Source organism: Flaviramulus sp. BrNp1-15, from assembly GCF_022259695.1.
Lineage (GTDB): Bacteria > Bacteroidota > Bacteroidia > Flavobacteriales > Flavobacteriaceae > BrNp1-15.
Window position 1 is genome coordinate 1,179,369 of sequence record NZ_CP092099.1, and the last position, 18,669, is coordinate 1,198,037.

Annotated in this window: 14 protein-coding genes and 1 tRNA gene; all 15 read left to right on the top strand. The window is 32.9% G+C overall.

Going from position 1 to position 18,669, the window contains the following annotated elements:
* Window positions 1-76: 76 nt before the first annotated feature.
* The 15 genes from MBM09_RS05270 to MBM09_RS05340 all read left to right on the top strand — a co-directional run bounded on the left by MBM09_RS05270 (window position 77) and on the right by MBM09_RS05340 (window position 18,662).
* A complete protein-coding gene (locus tag MBM09_RS05270) occupies window positions 77-526 on the top strand; it encodes a GatB/YqeY domain-containing protein (protein WP_238675799.1) in 450 nt (149 codons plus the stop codon).
* Window positions 527-547: 21 nt separating this feature from the next.
* Window positions 548-621, top strand: a tRNA-Arg gene (locus MBM09_RS05275).
* Window positions 622-638: 17 nt separating this feature from the next.
* Window positions 639-1,193 (top strand): flavodoxin family protein, encoded by a 555-nt coding sequence (locus tag MBM09_RS05280; RefSeq protein ID WP_238675800.1) that lies wholly within the window; start codon window positions 639-641, stop codon window positions 1,191-1,193.
* Window positions 1,194-1,388: 195 nt separating this feature from the next.
* Window positions 1,389-3,902: a nitrite reductase large subunit NirB gene (gene nirB, locus MBM09_RS05285; protein WP_238675801.1), complete on the top strand. Its 2,514-nt coding sequence runs from the start codon at window positions 1,389-1,391 to the stop codon at window positions 3,900-3,902.
* Window positions 3,903-4,033: 131 nt separating this feature from the next.
* Complete coding sequence (gene nirD, locus MBM09_RS05290; protein WP_238675802.1) at window positions 4,034-4,411, top strand: nitrite reductase small subunit NirD; 378 nt, start codon at window positions 4,034-4,036, stop codon at window positions 4,409-4,411.
* Window positions 4,412-4,421: 10 nt separating this feature from the next.
* A complete protein-coding gene (locus MBM09_RS05295) occupies window positions 4,422-5,006 on the top strand; it encodes a DUF4202 domain-containing protein (RefSeq protein ID WP_238675803.1) in 585 nt (194 codons plus the stop codon).
* 13 nt (window positions 5,007-5,019) lie between these two features.
* Complete coding sequence (locus tag MBM09_RS05300; RefSeq protein ID WP_238675804.1) at window positions 5,020-6,831, top strand: ATP-binding protein; 1,812 nt, start codon at window positions 5,020-5,022, stop codon at window positions 6,829-6,831.
* 58 nt (window positions 6,832-6,889) lie between these two features.
* A complete protein-coding gene (locus MBM09_RS05305) occupies window positions 6,890-7,549 on the top strand; it encodes a response regulator transcription factor (protein ID WP_238676319.1) in 660 nt (219 codons plus the stop codon).
* 212 nt (window positions 7,550-7,761) lie between these two features.
* A complete protein-coding gene (locus tag MBM09_RS05310) occupies window positions 7,762-9,177 on the top strand; it encodes an MFS transporter (protein ID WP_238675805.1) in 1,416 nt (471 codons plus the stop codon).
* Window positions 9,178-9,309: 132 nt separating this feature from the next.
* The gene (locus MBM09_RS05315; protein ID WP_238675806.1) at window positions 9,310-12,831 is read left to right on the top strand and encodes a nitrate reductase; all 3,522 of its coding nucleotides are present in this window, start codon (window positions 9,310-9,312) and stop codon (window positions 12,829-12,831) included.
* Complete coding sequence (locus tag MBM09_RS05320; protein WP_238675807.1) at window positions 12,831-14,264, top strand: rubredoxin domain-containing protein; 1,434 nt, start codon at window positions 12,831-12,833, stop codon at window positions 14,262-14,264. The genes MBM09_RS05315 and MBM09_RS05320 overlap by 1 nt, the downstream gene beginning before the upstream one ends.
* A gap of 25 nt (window positions 14,265-14,289) precedes the next feature.
* Window positions 14,290-15,048 (top strand): Crp/Fnr family transcriptional regulator, encoded by a 759-nt coding sequence (locus tag MBM09_RS05325; protein ID WP_238675808.1) that lies wholly within the window; start codon window positions 14,290-14,292, stop codon window positions 15,046-15,048.
* A gap of 241 nt (window positions 15,049-15,289) precedes the next feature.
* Window positions 15,290-16,663, top strand: coding sequence for a CmpA/NrtA family ABC transporter substrate-binding protein (locus tag MBM09_RS05330; protein WP_238675809.1), 1,374 nt, complete (start codon window positions 15,290-15,292; stop codon window positions 16,661-16,663).
* Between the two features lie 28 nt (window positions 16,664-16,691).
* The gene (locus MBM09_RS05335; protein ID WP_238675810.1) at window positions 16,692-17,798 is read left to right on the top strand and encodes an ABC transporter permease; all 1,107 of its coding nucleotides are present in this window, start codon (window positions 16,692-16,694) and stop codon (window positions 17,796-17,798) included.
* A gap of 18 nt (window positions 17,799-17,816) precedes the next feature.
* On the top strand, window positions 17,817-18,662 hold the full coding sequence (locus MBM09_RS05340; RefSeq protein WP_238675811.1) for an ABC transporter ATP-binding protein: 846 nt from the start codon (window positions 17,817-17,819) through the stop codon (window positions 18,660-18,662).
* The last annotated feature ends 7 nt before the right edge of the window (window positions 18,663-18,669 follow it).

Below are 18,669 nucleotides of genomic sequence, written 5' to 3' on the forward strand. Positions count from 1 at the left end.
TTATTTATTAATTATTTTTGTCATCACTAAAAAGGCAGGAATCTATTTTTTATCTTCGCAATTAAATACAAATACAATGAGTTTACAACAAGATGTCATGTCAGCTTTAAAAGAAGCTATGAAAGCTAAAGACCAAACAGCTTTAACTGCGTTACGTGCCGTGAAATCAGCTATTTTACTAGCACAAACAGAAAGTGGGGCAAAGGAAGATTTAACAGAAGAGCAAGAGCTTAAAATACTTCAAAAGCTTGTAAAACAACGTAAAGATAGTGCTGCAATTTATTTAGAACAAGGCAGAAAAGATTTGGCTTTACCAGAAATTGATGAAGCAGAAGTAATTAGTCAATTCTTGCCTGAAGCTTTAACAGATGATGAAATTGAAAAAGTAGTTATAGCTACTATAGAGCAGATTGGTGCAGAAGGTATGAAGGATATGGGGAAAGTTATGGGTATAGTAAGCAAAGAACTTGCTGGACAAGCAGATGGAAAAACTATTTCTAATATTGTTAAGCAAAAATTAGCTTAAAAACTTCAACTAAAAAATAATGGCTGCGTAGTTCAACTGGATAGAATATCAGATTTCGGCTCTGAGGGTTGGGGGTTCGAATCCCTTCGCGGTCACAATACAATTATATTACATGGGTAAAATCTTAATTATTTACCATAGTAAAGGTGGAAACACAAAAAAAATGGCCGAATATGTTCTTGAAGGTGTAAAAAAAATTTCTGGACATAATATTCGTTTTAAATCTGTTACTGAAGCTACTCAGGAAGATTTACTATGGTGCGATGGTGTTGCTGTTGGATCACCAACATATTTAGGAACAGTTGCTTCTGAAATGAAAAAATTTTGGGAAAATTGTTTGCCTATATGGCAAAAGATTGACGGAAAAATAGGATGCGCATTTAGTTCTCAGGGTGGATGGGGTGGTGGAGCCGAACTTACTTGTCAAGCTTTAGGAACCATTATGATGAATTATGGTTTTTTGGTTTTTGGAGTAACTGATTATGTTGCCCATCAATATACTCCTCATTACGGTGCAATTCAGGCAGGAGAGCCAAGATTAGAGAAAGAGAAAGATTCATGTCGTATTTTAGGAAAACGATTAGCCGAATGGGTAGCTGTTTTTATAGACGGTCGGAAAGAGTCTCATCCTTTAGAAGGGCATTATAAAAGAAATCCATGGGATTAAAATATTACTTAAGTATCTTTTCTTAAGCAATTCTTTTAATTTATAAGAAATAAATCTGCAAATTTTATCTAATACCTAATTTATTACTTCACTATTTGTCAATTTACTAATAATTGGCTCTCTACGTAAAATCATTTAAAATACGTATTTAAAAATAAGTATTTTTACTTAATTTTGTAATATAAACACGTAGATATGAAAAAAATCATCGTTATAGGTAATGGAATGGTTGGTTACAAATTTTGTGAAAAGTTTGTAAACCAAACAACTGGTGAAGATTTTAAGCTTATAGTCTTTGGCGAAGAACCAAGACCTGCATATGATAGAGTTCACTTAAGTGAGTTTTTTGAAAATCAAGATGCTAAAGCTCTAGAAATGGCACCAGCAGAATGGTATGCAGATAATGGAATTGAATTGATTGTTGACGAACGTGTTACAGATATACATAGGTCTAAAAAAACAATTACAACAGCAAAAGAAAGGGAGTTTGCTTACGATTATTTGGTTTTGGCTACCGGTTCTTCTGCTTTTGTTCCGCCAATAAAAGGGGTTGAAAAAGAAGGTGTTTTTGTTTACAGAACTATTGAAGATTTAGAGGGTATGCTGGCTTATGCTGCAAAACTTAAAAAAGAAAATCCAAATGCAAAAGCAGCAGTTTTAGGAGGGGGTTTGTTAGGTTTAGAAGCGGGAAAGGCAGTAATGGATATGGGTTTAGAACCTCATATTGTAGAGTTTGCTCCAAAACTAATGCCTAGGCAGTTAGATTCAAGAAGTAGTCAGGTTTTACAGCTTAAACTAGAATCTATAGGATTGAATATTCATTTAAGTAAGGCGACTAACCAAATACTTGGTGATAATGCTATTACAGGAATGGAGTTTGGCGAAGATGATATTCTAGATGTAGATATGTTGGTAGTTTCTGCTGGAATAAGGCCTAGAGACGAACTTGGTACAACGTGCGATTTAGAAATGGGAGTGCGCGGAGGTATTGTAGTCAATAATAAAATGCAAACTTCAGATGAGTGTATTTATGCTATTGGAGAAGTTGCTTTATATAACCAAATGATTTATGGACTTGTAGCTCCTGGTTATGATATGGCTGGTGTTGCAGTAGATCAAATTCTTGAAAAAAAGGATACATTAATGGCAGATGAAATAGATATGTCTACCAAATTAAAATTAATAGGTGTAGATGTGGCAAGTTTTGGTGAGCCTTTTATGCCAGCATCAAAAGGGCATTCGGTTATTTTTGAAGATAAAACAAAACATTTATACAAGAGAATTAATGTAAGTCATGACGGTAAATCATTACTGGGTGGAATTTTAGTTGGTGATGCATCAGATTATAATATGTTACATCAGATGTATTTAAACGGAATGGCGATTCCAGAAAATCCTGCAGAATTAATTTTGCCAGCGAGCGAAGGAGGTAAATCCTTTGGAAGCGTTATGGATTTACCAGATGCTGCTCAGGTTTGCTCCTGCGAGAGTGTATCTAAAGGTGATATATGTTGTTCGATTACAGATGGTGGAAGTAATAATTTAGGAGATGTTATTACTGCTACAAAAGCAACTACGGGTTGTGGAGGTTGTAAGCCTATGGTGGTAGATTTAGTAAACGAAACTTTAAAATCCTTAGGAAAAGAAGTTAAAGAAGTGCTTTGTGAGCATTTTAGTTTTAACAGGCAGGAACTTTACGATTTAATTAAAATAAATAAGGTGGCTGATTATGATGAGGCGCTTAATTTATTTGGTGAAGGACACGGGTGCGAAATTTGTAAACCAGCATTAGCTTCTATTTTTGCGACTATCACCATGGAAACGGCAAATCGTCAGGTTACTATTCAAGATACTAACGATAGATTTTTGGCGAATATTCAAAGAAATGGAACATATTCTGTTGTGCCAAGAGTGGCTGGAGGTGAAATTACTCCAGATCAATTAATTACAATTGGTCTAGTAGCTAAAAAATACGACTTATACACTAAAATAACTGGCGGACAACGTATTGATTTATTTGGTGCGCAAATACATGAATTACCATTAATTTGGAAAGAATTAATTGATGCAGGTTTTGAAAGTGGTCATGCCTACGGAAAATCTTTAAGAACAGTAAAAAGCTGTGTGGGTTCTACATGGTGTAGATATGGTATGCACGAAAGTGTAACGTTTGCTATAGAAATAGAAAACAGGTACAGGGGTTTGCGTTCGCCACATAAATTAAAAGGTGGTGTTTCAGGTTGTATTAGAGAATGTGCTGAAGCACGTGGTAAAGATTTTGGTTTAATTGCTGTTGATGGTGGTTGGAATTTATATGTATGTGGAAATGGTGGGGCAACTCCCAAACATGCCATATTATTTGCTGAACAATTAGATGATGAAACTGCAATTAAGTACTTAGATAGGTTTTTAATGTACTACATACGTACTGCGGGGCCTTTAGTAAGAACTGCGCCTTGGTTAGATAAATTAGAAGGGGGTATTGAGTACTTAAAACAAGTTGTTATAGAAGATTCTTTAGGAATTGCTGAAGAATTAGAAAAAGAAATGCAAGGACTTGTAAATAAATATGAATGCGAGTGGAAACAAGCCATTGAAAACCCTGAAATGATGAAGCGCTTTAAGCATTTTGTGAATTCTGATGATACGGATGATAATTTAGTTTTTGTGCCTATGCGTGAGCAAAAAATGCCAAAAGCTTGGAGTTAAAAGCTGGCTAATACTTGCGTTAGGGATTGCAGTGAAAATCCTATTTGTGAAGCATGAGCAAAAAGATTGAAACAAAAAGCCCGACCTGAAAGGGAACGCCCAAATAAAGAAATTAAATAATACTTTTTATAATGCAGAATATATTAGAACAGTACAAATCGGTTTTAGAAACAGATGTAAATAATTGGTTTAAAGTTGGTGTGGTAGACGATTTTCCTAAAAATAGTGGAGCTTGCATTAAATATAAGAGTAAACAAATTGCGGTTTATAATTTTACTAGGCTTAATAAATGGTATGCTTGCCAAAACTTGTGTCCGCATAAAATGGAAATGGTATTGTCTTTAGGGATGATTGGAGATAAAGAAGGTATACCTAAGGTGGCTTGCCCGTTGCATAAAAAGAATTTTTCTTTAGTAGACGGTTCTAATTTAGCTGGTGAAGATTTGAAAATAGCTACATATCCTGTTAAAATTGAAAACGGAAATGTGTATATTGGCTTTTCAGATTAACATGTAAATTATGAAGCCCACAAGATTTGAAACTGCTATTGCATTAATTGATAAAAAAAACGCTGAAGACCCAAATACTTATCAGGTTTCAGGTTTAGAGTATCCGAAAGAATTGTTGTATTCCCAACGTATGTCTAGGAAACTTTTACAGTTTAAACCTAATGCTTCTAGAGCGCTTCAAATAGCAGCGCGTGCACAACATATTTGTAGATGGAAAATAGCACGAGATGAGTATCCTATGGATAGAGTGGGTTACTTAAAGTGGCGTGAAACTCTAAAGAAAATGCATGCAGATTTAACTTCAGAAATTCTAAATCAAGTTGGCTATGATTCTGAGTTTATTGAAAGAGTCTCATTTTTAATAAACAAGAAGCTCATAAAGAAGAATGAAGAAACCCAAATTTTAGAAGACACTATTTGCTTAGTTTTTTTAGATTATTACTTTGAAGAATTTGCAGAAAAGCACAACGATGATAAGGTTGTAGATATTCTTAGAAAAACCTGGGGTAAAATGTCTGAAGAAGGGCATGCTGAGGCTTTAAAACTAAAATTATCAGACAAAGCTTTATCGCTTATAAAACAAGCTATTGCTTAAATAAAGTGAAACAATGACAAAAAACGGTAGTTCATTAGACCAGCGTACGTTTAATAAATTAAGCCGTTTGTATATTATTGCTTTAAGTACCATTGCACTTTCTGTAATTATTAGCCAAATTTTAATTCGTAAACATCTTAACGATCAGCAAAGCGACTCTACTGTAATTAATGTTGCTGGTAGGCAGCGTATGCTAAGTCAGAAATTAACAAAGGAAATTGTATCGCTTTCAGGGGAACAAAGTTTAGAAAATAGAATTCTTTTAAAAGATAGAATAAAAAGTACGTTAAGTCTTTGGGAACTATCGCATAACGCATTACAGAAAGGTAATGATAGTCTGGGATTGCCAGAAAAAAACAGTCCAGAAATTATAACAAAATTTAAAGAGTTAAACCCAGTTTTTGATACTATAAACCATGCAGTAAAGTCAATTATTGAGAAAATAGAAAATGTACCTCCTTTATCTGCAAATGCATATGCTTTTGAGGTTGAAAAAGTGAAGCAGAATGAGGGTGATTTTCTTTTAATAATGGATCAAATTGTAAATCAATACGATTTAGAAGCAGATGAGAAAGTTGCTTGGTTAAGAAAGTTGGAATTTTGGTTAATGTCACTTACGCTTTTAATATTGTTAGGTGAATTTTTATTCATTTTCTGGCCTACAGCAAAAACAGTTAAGGCTACATTGGCAGGTCTTTTATTTGCTGAAAAACGTGCTAAAAAAATGGCTTTTGATGCCGATGAGCTAAGTATTTCTAAAGAAAAATCTATTAAGGAACTACGCGCTCTTACTCATGCCATGGATGAAACATTGTTGTTTGCAAGAATATCTCCAAGCGGCAATATTGTGCATATGGGGAATAAATTTTCTCGATTATTCAAATTTTCAAAATTCAATAAATCTGCAGTTTTTTGGGAGGTGCTTGCTCGTAATGAAAATGAACAATTAGTTATTGAGAATATTATTTTAAAACATAAAAAAACGGGTTGGCAAGGGGAAGTAAAGGCTACAACTAAAGATAATGAATCTGTTTGGTTAGAAATGGCAATTATTCCTTTTAGTCCAAATGAAGACAAATCTGAATTATTAATTATAGCCTCAGAAATTACAGAAAGAAAAGTGGCTCAATTAGAAATAGAGCGGCTAACTAAAAAGAGTTTTGAGGAAAAAATGATTAATCAAAAAATCATTTCCAGTAAGATTATAGAAAATCAAGAAAAAGAACAAAACCGTATAGCGAAAGATGTTCACGATGGTATTGGGCAAATGCTAACAGGGTTAAAGTATAATCTAGAAAGTATAGATATTAATAACGTTGATAAAACAGCTTCTAAAATTGAACATCTAAAAGAGCTTACTACTAATATTATTAAAGGTGTAAGAACAGCAACTTTTAATTTAACACCACCAGAATTATCAGATCACGGTATTGTGCCTGCAATTACTAAGCTTACTCAGGAATTAGCAAAACTTACAGGTAAAAATATTGTATTTTTTAATAAAACCGATTTTAATCAAAGGCTAGACTCACTTTCAGAAATAAACATTTATAGAATTACTCAAGAAGCGATAAATAACGCTATAAAATATGCCGAATCTACTCATATTTTGGTGTCTTTATCGCATAGTAAAAACTTACTAAGTATTGTAATTGATGATAATGGTAAAGGTTTTGATTCTAGTAAAATAAAAAATGTAAAGAATGGCGATGGTGGTATGGGTATGACATTTATGAGAGAACGTATTAAATACATTGATGGACGACTTTTTCTTAATTCTGAAATTGGTAAAGGTACTCGTGTCACTTTAAATATTCCAATTTAAGCAATACGTAGTTTTACGTAAAAAATCCTTATTTTTGATTAATACTTAAAATTTTATGATGGATATAATTAATGTGGTTTTAGCAGATGATCATGTTTTGGTAAGAGACGGTATAAAAGCGTTGTTAGAAGACCAAACTGGTATAGCTGTTATTGATGAAGCGTCGAATGGTAAAGAAGCTTTGCAAGTTATTAAAAATAATAAACCACATGTGTTAATTGTAGATATTAGAATGCCAGAGATGAATGGTATAGAAGTGGTTAGAGAATTATCAAAGTCTCATCCAGATGTTAAAACTTTAGTGCTTTCTATGCATGATTCAGAAGAATATGTTGTGCAAGCTATTCAAGCCGGAGCAGATGGTTATTTACTTAAAGGTGCCAGTAAAGAAGAGTTTTTAAAGGCTTTACATAAAGTAGCTTCTGGAGGTAAATATTTTACTGGCGATATATCTGCCATTATAATGAATAATTTTGTAAACGGAAAAGCCACAACAGCTGTAGCAGAAAAACCAGATAGAAATCCTTTCGGACTTACAAAAAGAGAAAAACAGATACTTAGTTTAATCTTACAGTTTAAGAATAATAAAGATATTGCAGACGAACTCCAAATTAGCAAACGAACTGCTGAGGTACATCGTTTTAACTTGATGAAAAAATTAGAAGTTAAAAATTTAATGGAGTTAAGTAATAAAGCTAGAGAATATCAGTTGGTTTAGTTTTTCTTTTTAAAACAGCCCTCTATCTAGTATTTAGTTGTTTAAATTATTGTTGTATTATTCAAATTCACCCTCTTAATTTCAGGTATTTTACCAAATCCTCAAAATACATATTCCTAAATTATCAATACTATATTTTTTATCAATTACGTAAATTTTAAATATTTAAATTAAGTAAAAATACTTAGTTTTGTTTTGTAAAACTATGTATTATGATAAACTTGTCAGCAACTAAATCAACTAAGCTTAATTTATTAGATTTTAAAAATATATCAACACGTACTTTTTGGATTACATCTATATCCTTCTTCTTGTGTTTTTTCTCATGGTTCGGTATCGTACCTTTTATGCCAGATGTGGTTAAAGATTTAGGTTTAACACCAGATCAAAAATGGAACTCTATCATTCTTGCAGTATCAGGTACTGTATTTGCACGTTTGCTTATTGGTAAACTTTGTGATAAATATGGCCCAAGATTATGCTATACTTGGTTGCTTATGTTGGGTGCTATTCCTGTTATTTTATGCGGATTGGTGCAGACTCCACTTCAATTTTTAATATGTAGATTATTCATTGGCTTTATTGGTGCTTCATTTGTAATTACGCAAGTGCATACGTCTCTAATGTTTGCTCCAAATATAGTTGGAACTGCAAATGCTACTTCTGCTGGATGGGGAAATCTTGGTGGAGGCGCTAACCGATTAGGAATGCCTTTAATAGCAGCAGCTGTTGTAAGTTTTGGGGTAGCAGATGCAGATGCGTGGAGATATTCTATGGTTATTGCTGGTGTTGTTTGTTTTTTAATGGGTTTAGTGTATTTCTTTTTTACACAAGATACTCCACAAGGAAACTTTAAAGATTTGAGAGCTTCTGGGAATATGATTTCTACAAAAAAAGATAAAGTTGGTTTTTTAACTGTATTGAAAGATTATAGAGTTTGGATTTTGTTTTTTGTTTATGCAGCTTGTTTTGGTATAGAATTAACGGTTTATGGAACCATGGATGATTATTTGCAAAACAACTTTATGCTAGAGCGAAGTACTGCCGGAAACATAGTTTTATCTTTTGCTCTAATGAATATTTTTGCTCGTACACTTGGTGGTTTTTTTGGTGATAAATTTGGGAAATTAAAAGGATTGAAAGGGCGTGTGATATTTCTATCATTTATATTATCAATACAAGGTATCATGCTAATTACGTTTTCAACAACCACAAGTCTTGTTATAGGAGTTATTTTCTTAATCTTGTTTAGCTTGTCAGTACAAATGGCAGAAGGTGCAACATTTTCAGTAGTACCATTCATTAATAAAAAGGCAATTGGTTCGGTTTCAGGAATAGTTGGTGCCGGAGGAAATGTAGGTGCTTTTTTAGCCGCTTTTCTATTAAAGTCACAATCTGCAACTGCAGAACAGGCTGCTATTATTGCTAATGAAGGTTTAGGAGAAAAAATAATTAGTGCGGCACAATCAACAGCTTCAGCATCAGCAGTATCAAATGGATATTTTATTATAGGTTTTATGGTGGTTTTAGCTTCAATTTTAGCTTTAAGAATTCGTTTTTCAACCGAAGATGAAAGTGTTTCAAATATTGATGCAGGAAAATCTACAAGAAAATTAGCTACTAATTAAAGTGAAATTTAGGTATTGATTTTTTATTGATTTGAAAAAAAATAAAAGCTTTTTTGTGGTATTCAGAATAATAAAGTATTGGCTTGTTTTGTGTAGTTAAAATGCCTTAATTAGTAATAAACTCTGCTCTAAATGAATAAAAATGAGGTAAAAACAACCTGCTCTTATTGTGGTGTTGGCTGTGGAATTATTGTTAAGAAAGATAGCAATAATAAGGTAATTGTAGAGGGCGATAAAGATCATCCTGTAAACAAGGGTATGTTGTGTTCTAAAGGAATGAATTTGCATTATGTTGCTAATGATATTTCTGACAGAATTCTATACCCAGAAATGCGTTGGAGTAGATCACACCCAAGAGAACGTGTAAGTTGGGATGATGCTTTAGATAGAGCTGCTAGTGTTTTTAAGGCGATTATCAAAAAACACGGGCCAGATAGCGTTGCATTTTATGTTTCTGGTCAAAGTTTAACCGAAGAATATTACATAGCCAATAAACTAACCAAAGGGTTTATTGGAACAAACAATATAGATACCAATTCTCGTTTATGCATGAGTTCTGCAGTGGTTGGTTATAAAAAAACATTTGGAGAAGATAGTGTCCCGATTTCTTATGAAGATATTGAATTAGCAGATTGCTTTTTAATTACAGGGGCTAATCCTGCTTGGTGTCATCCAATTTTGTTCAGAAGAATTGAAAAGCATAAAGAGAAGAATCCGAATGTGAAAATTATAGTTGTAGATCCTCGTAAAACAGATTCTGCAAATTTTGCCGATTTACATTTACAACTCATACCAGGAACAGATGTAATTCTTTATAATGCAATAGGTAGATGTTTATATAAAAGTGGGTTAATTGATGAGCATTTTATCAATAATTACACTGAGGGTTTTAAAGATTATAAAGATTTAATTTTTTCTACCTCTTTAAAACAAGCATCAAAACTTTGTGGTGTTTCAGAAAAAGATATCAAGAAAGCAGCTAATATTATTGGGCTTTCAAAAGGTTTTATTAGTATGTGGGCAATGGGGCTTAATCAAAGTATTGTTGGTACAGATAAAAATGTGTCACTGCTTAATTTGTCTCTTATAACGGGACAGGTTGGTAAACCTGGTTCGGGGCCTTTTTCTTTAACAGGGCAACCCAATGCTATGGGAGGAAGAGAAGTAGGAGGAATGGCAAATCTTTTAGCCGTCCATAAAGATTTACAAAATGAAGAACATAGAAGGGAAGTTGCACAGTTTTGGGGTGTAGAAAAAATTTCACCTAAACCCGGATTAACAGCTACCGAAATGTTCGATGCCCTTGATAGTGGTAAATTAAAGGCGGTTTGGATAGCTTGTACAAATCCTTTGGTGAGCTTACCAAATACGCATCGTATTGAAAAGGCCATGAAAAACGCAAAGTTTGTAGTGGTACAAGATATATCTCATAAATCGGATACTGTTGCATACGCCGATTTAGTATTGCCCGCTGCTGCATGGTTAGAAAAAGAAGGTACCATGACAAATTCTGAGCGTAGAATTTCGTATTTGCCAAAAGAGATAAACGCACCAGGAGAGGCTAGACCAGATGTTGAGATATTTTGCGATTTTGCTCAACGCATGGGCTTTCGCGGATTTAATTATAACAGTGCAGAAGAGGTTTATGATGAGTATGCGTCTATGACCAAAGGAACCAATATAGATGTGTCTTTTCTTAATTACGATAGGTTGAAAAGTGAAGGAACGTTTCAATGGCCAGTTCCAGAGTATAGACATAATGGAACGCCACGTCTTTTTCAGGATAAAAAGTTCTATACACCATCAAAAAAGGCTATTTTTAATTTGCCTTCAACTGTTGAAAATATTTCATTTCAACCAAATGATGATTACCCACTTATCTTAACTACAGGTCGTATTCGCGATCAATGGCATACCATGACTAAAACAGGGAAAGTTGCCAGATTAAAAACACATTACCCAAAACCAGTTTTAGAAATTAACCCAGTTGATGCACATATATGCAAAATTAGTGATGGCGATATTACCAAAATTAAAAGTAAAAATGGGGTAGTTCGTGTACGTGCAAAAGTTACAGATACCATAAAGAAAGGCGTGGTGTTTTTACCAATGCATTGGGGTAAAAAACTTCAAAGCGATTTAAACAGAGCAAATAATTTAACCAACACCATAGTAGACCCAGTTTCAAAAGAGCCAGATTTTAAATTCACACAAGTAGCTGTTTCAAAGTATAAAAAACCTCATGATAAAATTATAATAGTTGGTGCAGGTGCTGCGGCTTTTAGGTTTGTACAAAATTATCGAGAGTATAACGAAACTGATGAAATTCATGTGTTTTCAAAAGAGGCTAATTTGTTTTACAACAGAGTTTTATTGCCAGAATATGTTACCGAAGAATTAAGCTGGGAACAACTTCTTAAGATTAAAAGAATTGAATTAAATAAACTTAATCTTCATTTACATCCAGAAACTTCAATATCAAAAATTGATAAAGAAAATAAGATAGTTACAGATACAAATGGAAAGACACATAGTTTTGATAAATTGATATTGGCTACGGGTAGTAGAGCATTTATACCTAAAGATGTTCAAATTGATTTACCGGGTAGATTTACTATGCGAAATAAAATTGATGCAGATAGGTTTAAAGCCTATTTAGAAGCCACTAATTTACCGCCAGAAGATCAGCATGTTGTTATTGTTGGAGGAGGTTTGTTAGGTTTAGAATTGGCTGCAGCAATGAAGCATAAAAATGTAAAAATAACCATAGTGCAGCGTGCTTCAAGGTTAATGGAACGTCAATTAGATAAGGTTTCAAGTAAGTTGTTGGCGCTTGATGTTCAGGAGCGTGGTATTCAAATTTATTTTGATAACGAGGTGAGTACTGTTTTTGATGATGAAGATACTGGGGAATTAAATATCACTTTAAAAAGTGGTAAGTTTTTAACCGCTAATGCCATTGTATATGCTATTGGTACTATACCAAATGTTGAAATAGCCAGAGCTAACGGAATTGATTGCAGTCGGGGTGTTAAAGTGAATCAGCATTTACAGTCGTCACATCCAGATATTTTTGCTATTGGTGAAATTGCAGAATTCAATAATCAATTATTTGGTATTACATCGGCAGCCGAGGAGCAAGCTAATATCCTAGCTAATTTTATTGCTGGTGATATTAGTGAAGCTTATAATGGCTCGGTGTTAATGAATATTTTAAAATTCAATGATTTGAATTTGTGCAGTATTGGAGATATAAATATACCAGAAAATGATGATAGTTACGAAGAAGTTGTTTTTACAGATATTTCAAAACGATATTATAAAAAATGCATTGTAAAAGATGATTTGTTAGTTGGTGCAGTTTTAATGGGTGATAAAAATGAATTTGCCGAATTTAAAACGATGATTGAAAGTAAAATTGAAATGTCTGATAAGCGAAATACCTTATTAAGAGGTTCTTCAAACGACGTTCCTGTTTTAGGAAAATTGGTTTGTTCTTGTAGTCAAGTAGGTGCTGGAAATATAGAAGAAGCTATTGAAAAAGGATGTTCAAATTTCACAGAATTATGTAATAAAACAGGAGCTGGATTGGGCTGCGGAAGTTGTAAAACTGAGGTTAGAGAAATATTAAATAATACAAAAGTATTAGCGTGATGGAAGAACCGTACAGATTAAGAATAAATGGAGGTGTTTTATCACCAGGTGAGCTAAAATACATTTGTGAAGCAGCAGAAGGTTTAGGTTTAGATGCTATTTCATTTGGTTCTAGACAAGATATTATTTTTCCTGAAAAAATAGACGAGAGTAAGTTTCATCTGTTTGATAAGATTAAGTTTATTAAACCTAAAAGAGATGAGATAGAAAATATTGTGTCATCATACGTTTCTGCTGATATTTTACCAAGTACCTCATGGCTTACAAGTGATAGGTATTTGTATGTTATAGAGCAGTTTAAACATCAGCTTAAATTAAGAATTAATATAACTGATCCAAAACAACGATTGGTGCCTTTATTTACTGGAAATGTTAATTTCATAGCTTCCGATCATGAGGATTATTGGTATTTATATGTTAGACTTCCCGGTTGGAAACAAACACAAATGTATCCTGCGCTAATATATAGTTGGGATATGGATAAAATTGAATTAGCAATAGAAAACATTTTACAAGAAGAACCAGAAACTATTGAAACTGTTTTTGATTTAGTAAGTGATGCTGTTGATACTAATAACAGAACTGTTGAAAAACCTCTGGATGTGCCATTTTACCCATTTCCGTATTACGAAGGGATGAACCGATTTGGAGATAAATATTGGTTAGGTTTATATTGGAGAAATAATAGATACGACTTGTCTTTCCTTAAGGCTATGTGCGATTTATGTGCAGAAAATAAAATAGGAAAAATTTCTATTACACCCTGGAAATCTTTTATTGTTAAAGGTATTCCTGTGGAATCTAAACTCTTATGGGAAAAGTTTTTAGGACGATATGGTATAAATGTGCGTCACTCTATGCTGGAATTAAATTGGCATTTACCAGTAAATGATAAAGAAGCGTTACGTTTAAAAAAATATCTGGTTACAAATTTTGATCAAAACGATATAAGTACTTATGGTTTAACTTTTGGTATTGCAAATTACAATACCAGTTCATATCATTTTACATCAATAGTTGTAGAAAAAAATAAAGCTCCAGATGCTCTAGAAGGTATTGTAATTAGAGACACTTACAATTTACTTTATGCGAAAAATTTTGATCCTAATACACGAGAGTATATCATGCATGTTCAAGATGTAGATCAGGTTGAACTACCAAATTTATTAATGGAATTAAGTCAGCTTTATTTTGAGCAATTAGGAACAGAAAGAGAAGAAGATAAACCAGATAAAGCAAAAAAAGAAGCTATAGAAGAAGAGGTTTTTCAGTGTAAAGAATGCTTAACCATTTATAATGAAAAATATGGTGATATTACTCAAAATATATCACCAAATACACCTTTTGAAAATCTTTCAGAAGATTATGAGTGTCCACTTTGTGAGGCTCCTAAAGGTAGTTTTCAAAAGAAAATTTTAATAAAAACACATTAAGCTACTGTATAAATAAAAGATACTAGTGCAAAAAATTAGTCAAAATATAATCACTAAAGATATAAGAAAGGAGATTCCAGATTCCCTTTCTTGTAACCACTGTATCAATACAAACTGCTTAATAAAAAAGAATATACACACGTTTTCTAGTTCAAAATTAATAGATAAAAAAACTAACATTAAGTGTAAAAAAGGACAGCAATTCATTATAGAAGGAGCACCTGTAAACGGGTTGTTCTTTATTTTAAAAGGTATTGTTAAAGTTTTTAGAACAGGTATTAATGGTAGAGAACAAATAGTACGTTTTGCTAAAGAAGGTGAAATTATAGGGCATCGTGGTTTTGGTACAGAAGAGTTTTATTCTATTGGAGCCATAGCACTAAAGGATGTTACGTTGTGTTATTTTTCAAAAGATGTTTTACAAGATGTCATGTTAGAAAACCCTTTACTTACTTACGATATGATGCTTTTTTATGCAAATGAGCTAAATAGAAGTGAGTCTAAGGTAAAATCTATTTCTCAAATGACCGTTAGAGAGCGTGTTATAGATTCTCTTCTATATATACACAGAAAATTTGGTGACTTAAAAGGTTATTTAAATTTACCATTAAGTAGAAAAGAATATGCAGATTACGCAGGAACCACCGAAGAACAGGTGATACGTGTCTTTTCATTATTAAAAAAGGAAGGTCTCATTTCCGCAAAAGGTAAAAAAATAGGTATTCTTAATATACAAAAGCTTAAAAGTGAAATTAGTGAGCATAACTATTTTTTAGACAGTTAACTTCATTTTGTACTTCCTTAATTCAATTTAATTTAAAATATAAGTATACGTACGTATTAATTTTTTATTATTTAAAAAATTAATAATCAGTTTTTTAGAATAAAAACCTGCTTTATAGCAGGTTTTTTTATGTTTTAAAAAGAGGTATTAACATGTTCATTACCATAAAATAGAATATATGTTACTTATATATTTGACAAAAAATAAGTATTAATACTTAGATTAACTAAAAACTATCAATATGAAATCTTTATTTACAAAAACAATTTGGGTCTTATCGATTGCAATGCTTGTGGTCTCTTGTGGAGGAAAAGACAAAAAGAAAACTACAGAAGCAGCAGCACCAGCTAAAACATCATTAGAAATAGAAAAACCTCAATTAACATTTGGTTTTATCAAGCTAACAGACATGGCTCCTTTAGCCATTGCAAAAGAAAAAGGTTTTTTTGAAGATGAAGGTTTGTTTGTTTCGGTTGAAGCTCAATCAAACTGGAAAAATATTTTAGATCGTGTTATAGATGGGCAATTAGATGGTTCTCATATGTTAGCAGGACAACCTATTGCTGCTGGTGCAGGATTTGGTCGTCAAGCTGAATTAGTAACTCCATTTTCAATGGATTTAAACGGTAATGGTATTACAGTGTCTAATGATGTTTGGTCTAAAATGAAACCAAATGTACCAAAAGACGCCGATGGAAAACCTATTCATCCTATTAAAGCAGATGCTTTAAAACCTGTTATTACAGAATACAAAAACTCAGGTAAAGCTTTTAAAATGGGAATGGTATTTCCTGTATCTACGCACAACTATGAAATAAGATATTGGTTAGCAGCAGCTGGAATACATCCAGGAATGTATACTGCAGAAAATGTACAAGGACAAATAGATGCTGAAGTTTTATTATCTGTAACACCACCACCACAAATGCCAGCAACTCTTGAAGCAGGAACTATTTATGGGTATTGTGTAGGTGAACCTTGGAACCAACAAGCAGTATTTAAAGGAATTGGTGTACCTGTAACTACAAATTACGATATCTGGAAGAACAATCCTGAAAAAGTATTTGTAATGACAAAAAAGTTTGTTGAAGAGAATCCTAATACGGCTATAGCAGTAACTAAAGCTTTAATTAGAGCAGGAAAATGGTTAGATGAACCAGGAAACAGACCAGAAGCTGTAAAAATATTATCAATGCCACAATATGTAGGTGCAGATGAAGTGGTTTTAGCAAACTCCATGACGGGTACATTTGAATTCGAAAAAGGAGACAAACGTGAAATGCCAGACTTTAATGTGTTTTACAAGTATAATGCAACCTATCCTTTTTATTCAGATGGAACATGGTTTTTAACTCAAATGCGTCGTTGGGGGCAAATTCCTGAAGCAAAACCTGCAGAATGGTATTCAGAAACTATAAAAGATATCTACCGTCCAGACATTTGGGAAAAAGCTGCAAAAATTTTAGTAGAAGAAGGTCATATACCTGCAACTGATATACCAGAAACAGATGGTTACAAACCAGCTACTTCCGATTTTATTGATGGTACTACTTACGATGCAAAAGACCCAATTGGTTACATAAACAGTTTCTCAATAGGAAATAAAGACAAATAAAATACACTAAAACTAAAACAATTAAGCTATGAAGCAGAGTATAACATTAAATAAAGTATCCAAGTTTGTAGGTTTGGGTTTTTTAGGAACACTAAAAGATTTATTTACTGGTAAACTAGAAAAAGAAGACTATAGAAGCTTTTTACGTAAAGTAATTGTGCCTATTATGTCAATATTCCTATTCATTGGCTTGTGGCATATGGGGGCAAAAGCATTATTTGATGTTGAAGCCAACTATAAAATTCAAAAAGCACTAGATGACCAAGGACAAGTAGCAGCAGATGAAATGGCTGCATGTATAGCTTCAGGTGATATAAGTTGTCAACCAAATACGTTGCCTTCACCATCACAAGTTTGGGAGTCTTATAAATCGTTGTTACGTGATCATAATATTATTAGTGCAGATAAATTAGCATTTAAAGAAAAAACAGCTGCGCTAAATGAAAAACGAATAGCTGAAGGTAAAGACCCTATTACTTACACTGGTAGACCGTCATTCGTAGATCAAATATTTACTAGTTTAAAAACAGTATTTGCAGGGTTTTTACTAGCGCTACTAATAGCTGTTCCTATAGGAATAATAATAGGATTAAGTAAAACCTTAAGAAGTTCTTTTAACTGGTTAATTCAAATTTTTAAACCCGTTTCTCCAGTAGTTTGGCTATTGTTGGTTTTTATGATTGTAAAAACATTAACTAAAGATTCAAACTCAGATAGTGCATTTATCATTTCTTTTATAAGTGTTGGTTTATGTTCTATGTGGGCAACTTTGGTAAACACAGCAATGGGTGTAGCTTCTGTAGATAAAGACTATATAAATGTTGCAAAGGTTTTAAAATTAGGACCTGCACAAAAAGTGTTTAAAGTTATTTTGCCATCGTCTTTACCCTTAATTTTTACTGGGTTGCGTATTACGTTATCTGTAGCGTGGATGGTACTTATTGCTATAGAATTACTGGCGCAAAGTCCTGGTTTAGGTTCGTTTGTATGGGAAGAATTTCAAAATGGTGCGAACGATTCCAACTCAAAAATTATTGTTGCCATGTTTGTTATAGGAATTATAGGCTTCCTTTTAGATAGACTCATGTTAACCATTCAAAATATGGTGTCATTCAACAAAAATGATGGAATTTAATCTGATACAAAAAGAGTTATGGCATATTTAGAATTAAATAATATTTATAAAACATACGGTCAAGGTGATAATGCTACTCAAGTGCTTTCAAATATCAACTTGTCAATAGAAGAAGGGGAGTTTGTTGCCATTGTTGGTTTTACGGGAAGCGGAAAAACAACCTTAGTAAACCTAATAAACGGACTTTTGCAACCTACATCTGGCGAAGTTTTGTTTAAGGGAGAACCCGTATCAGGTACTAGTCATGAACGAGGAGTTATTTTTCAGAATTACTCATTATTACCATGGCTTACAGTAGAACAGAATGTGCTTATGGCTGTTAAAGAAGCATTTCCAAAGAAAAGTAAAACGGAGTTAAAAAGCATTGTTGCAGAATATGTTGAAATGGTAAGTTTAACACCTGCAATTAACAAACGTCCAAAAGAATTATCAGGAGGAATGCGTCAGCGTGTTGCTGTAGCCAGAGCTTTGGCTATGAAACCCGAAATGATAATTATGGATGAGCCTCTTGGTGCTTTAGATGCTTTAACTCGAGGAAATCTTCAAGATGAAATTTTAAACATTTGGGGTAAAGATAAGCGGACAGCTTTGTTGATTACTAATGATGTTGATGAAGGTATTTATATGGCAGATAGAATTATACCATTAAGACCCGGACCAAATGCAACATTAGGACCAGAATTTAAAATTGAAATAGAACGCCCAAGAGATAAAACTGAACTTAATGATAATCCAAATTTCAAAAAAACACGAAATGCCATTATAGAATATTTAATGGATATAGGAAACGAAAGAAAATCTGAAGCGCAAGACTTAATTGTTTTACCAGATTTAGAGCCTAAAAGTTTTGTTGGACGATTTTAAAAAACGA

Bases quoted from the DNA above. Each gene is read 5' to 3' on its own strand.
- MBM09_RS05270 (WP_238675799.1), top strand. From the start codon at position 77: ATGAGTTTACAACAAGATGTCATGTCAGCTTTAAAAGAAGCTATGAAA.
- MBM09_RS05280 (WP_238675800.1), top strand. From the start codon at position 639: ATGGGTAAAATCTTAATTATTTACCATAGTAAAGGTGGAAACACAAAA.
- nirB (WP_238675801.1), top strand. From the start codon at position 1,389: ATGAAAAAAATCATCGTTATAGGTAATGGAATGGTTGGTTACAAATTT.
- nirD (WP_238675802.1), top strand. From the start codon at position 4,034: ATGCAGAATATATTAGAACAGTACAAATCGGTTTTAGAAACAGATGTA.
- MBM09_RS05295 (WP_238675803.1), top strand. From the start codon at position 4,422: ATGAAGCCCACAAGATTTGAAACTGCTATTGCATTAATTGATAAAAAA.
- MBM09_RS05300 (WP_238675804.1), top strand. From the start codon at position 5,020: ATGACAAAAAACGGTAGTTCATTAGACCAGCGTACGTTTAATAAATTA.
- MBM09_RS05305 (WP_238676319.1), top strand. From the start codon at position 6,890: ATGGATATAATTAATGTGGTTTTAGCAGATGATCATGTTTTGGTAAGA.
- MBM09_RS05310 (WP_238675805.1), top strand. From the start codon at position 7,762: ATGATAAACTTGTCAGCAACTAAATCAACTAAGCTTAATTTATTAGAT.
- MBM09_RS05315 (WP_238675806.1), top strand. From the start codon at position 9,310: ATGAATAAAAATGAGGTAAAAACAACCTGCTCTTATTGTGGTGTTGGC.
- MBM09_RS05320 (WP_238675807.1), top strand. From the start codon at position 12,831: ATGGAAGAACCGTACAGATTAAGAATAAATGGAGGTGTTTTATCACCA.
- MBM09_RS05330 (WP_238675809.1), top strand. From the start codon at position 15,290: ATGAAATCTTTATTTACAAAAACAATTTGGGTCTTATCGATTGCAATG.
- MBM09_RS05335 (WP_238675810.1), top strand. From the start codon at position 16,692: ATGAAGCAGAGTATAACATTAAATAAAGTATCCAAGTTTGTAGGTTTG.
- MBM09_RS05340 (WP_238675811.1), top strand. From the start codon at position 17,817: ATGGCATATTTAGAATTAAATAATATTTATAAAACATACGGTCAAGGT.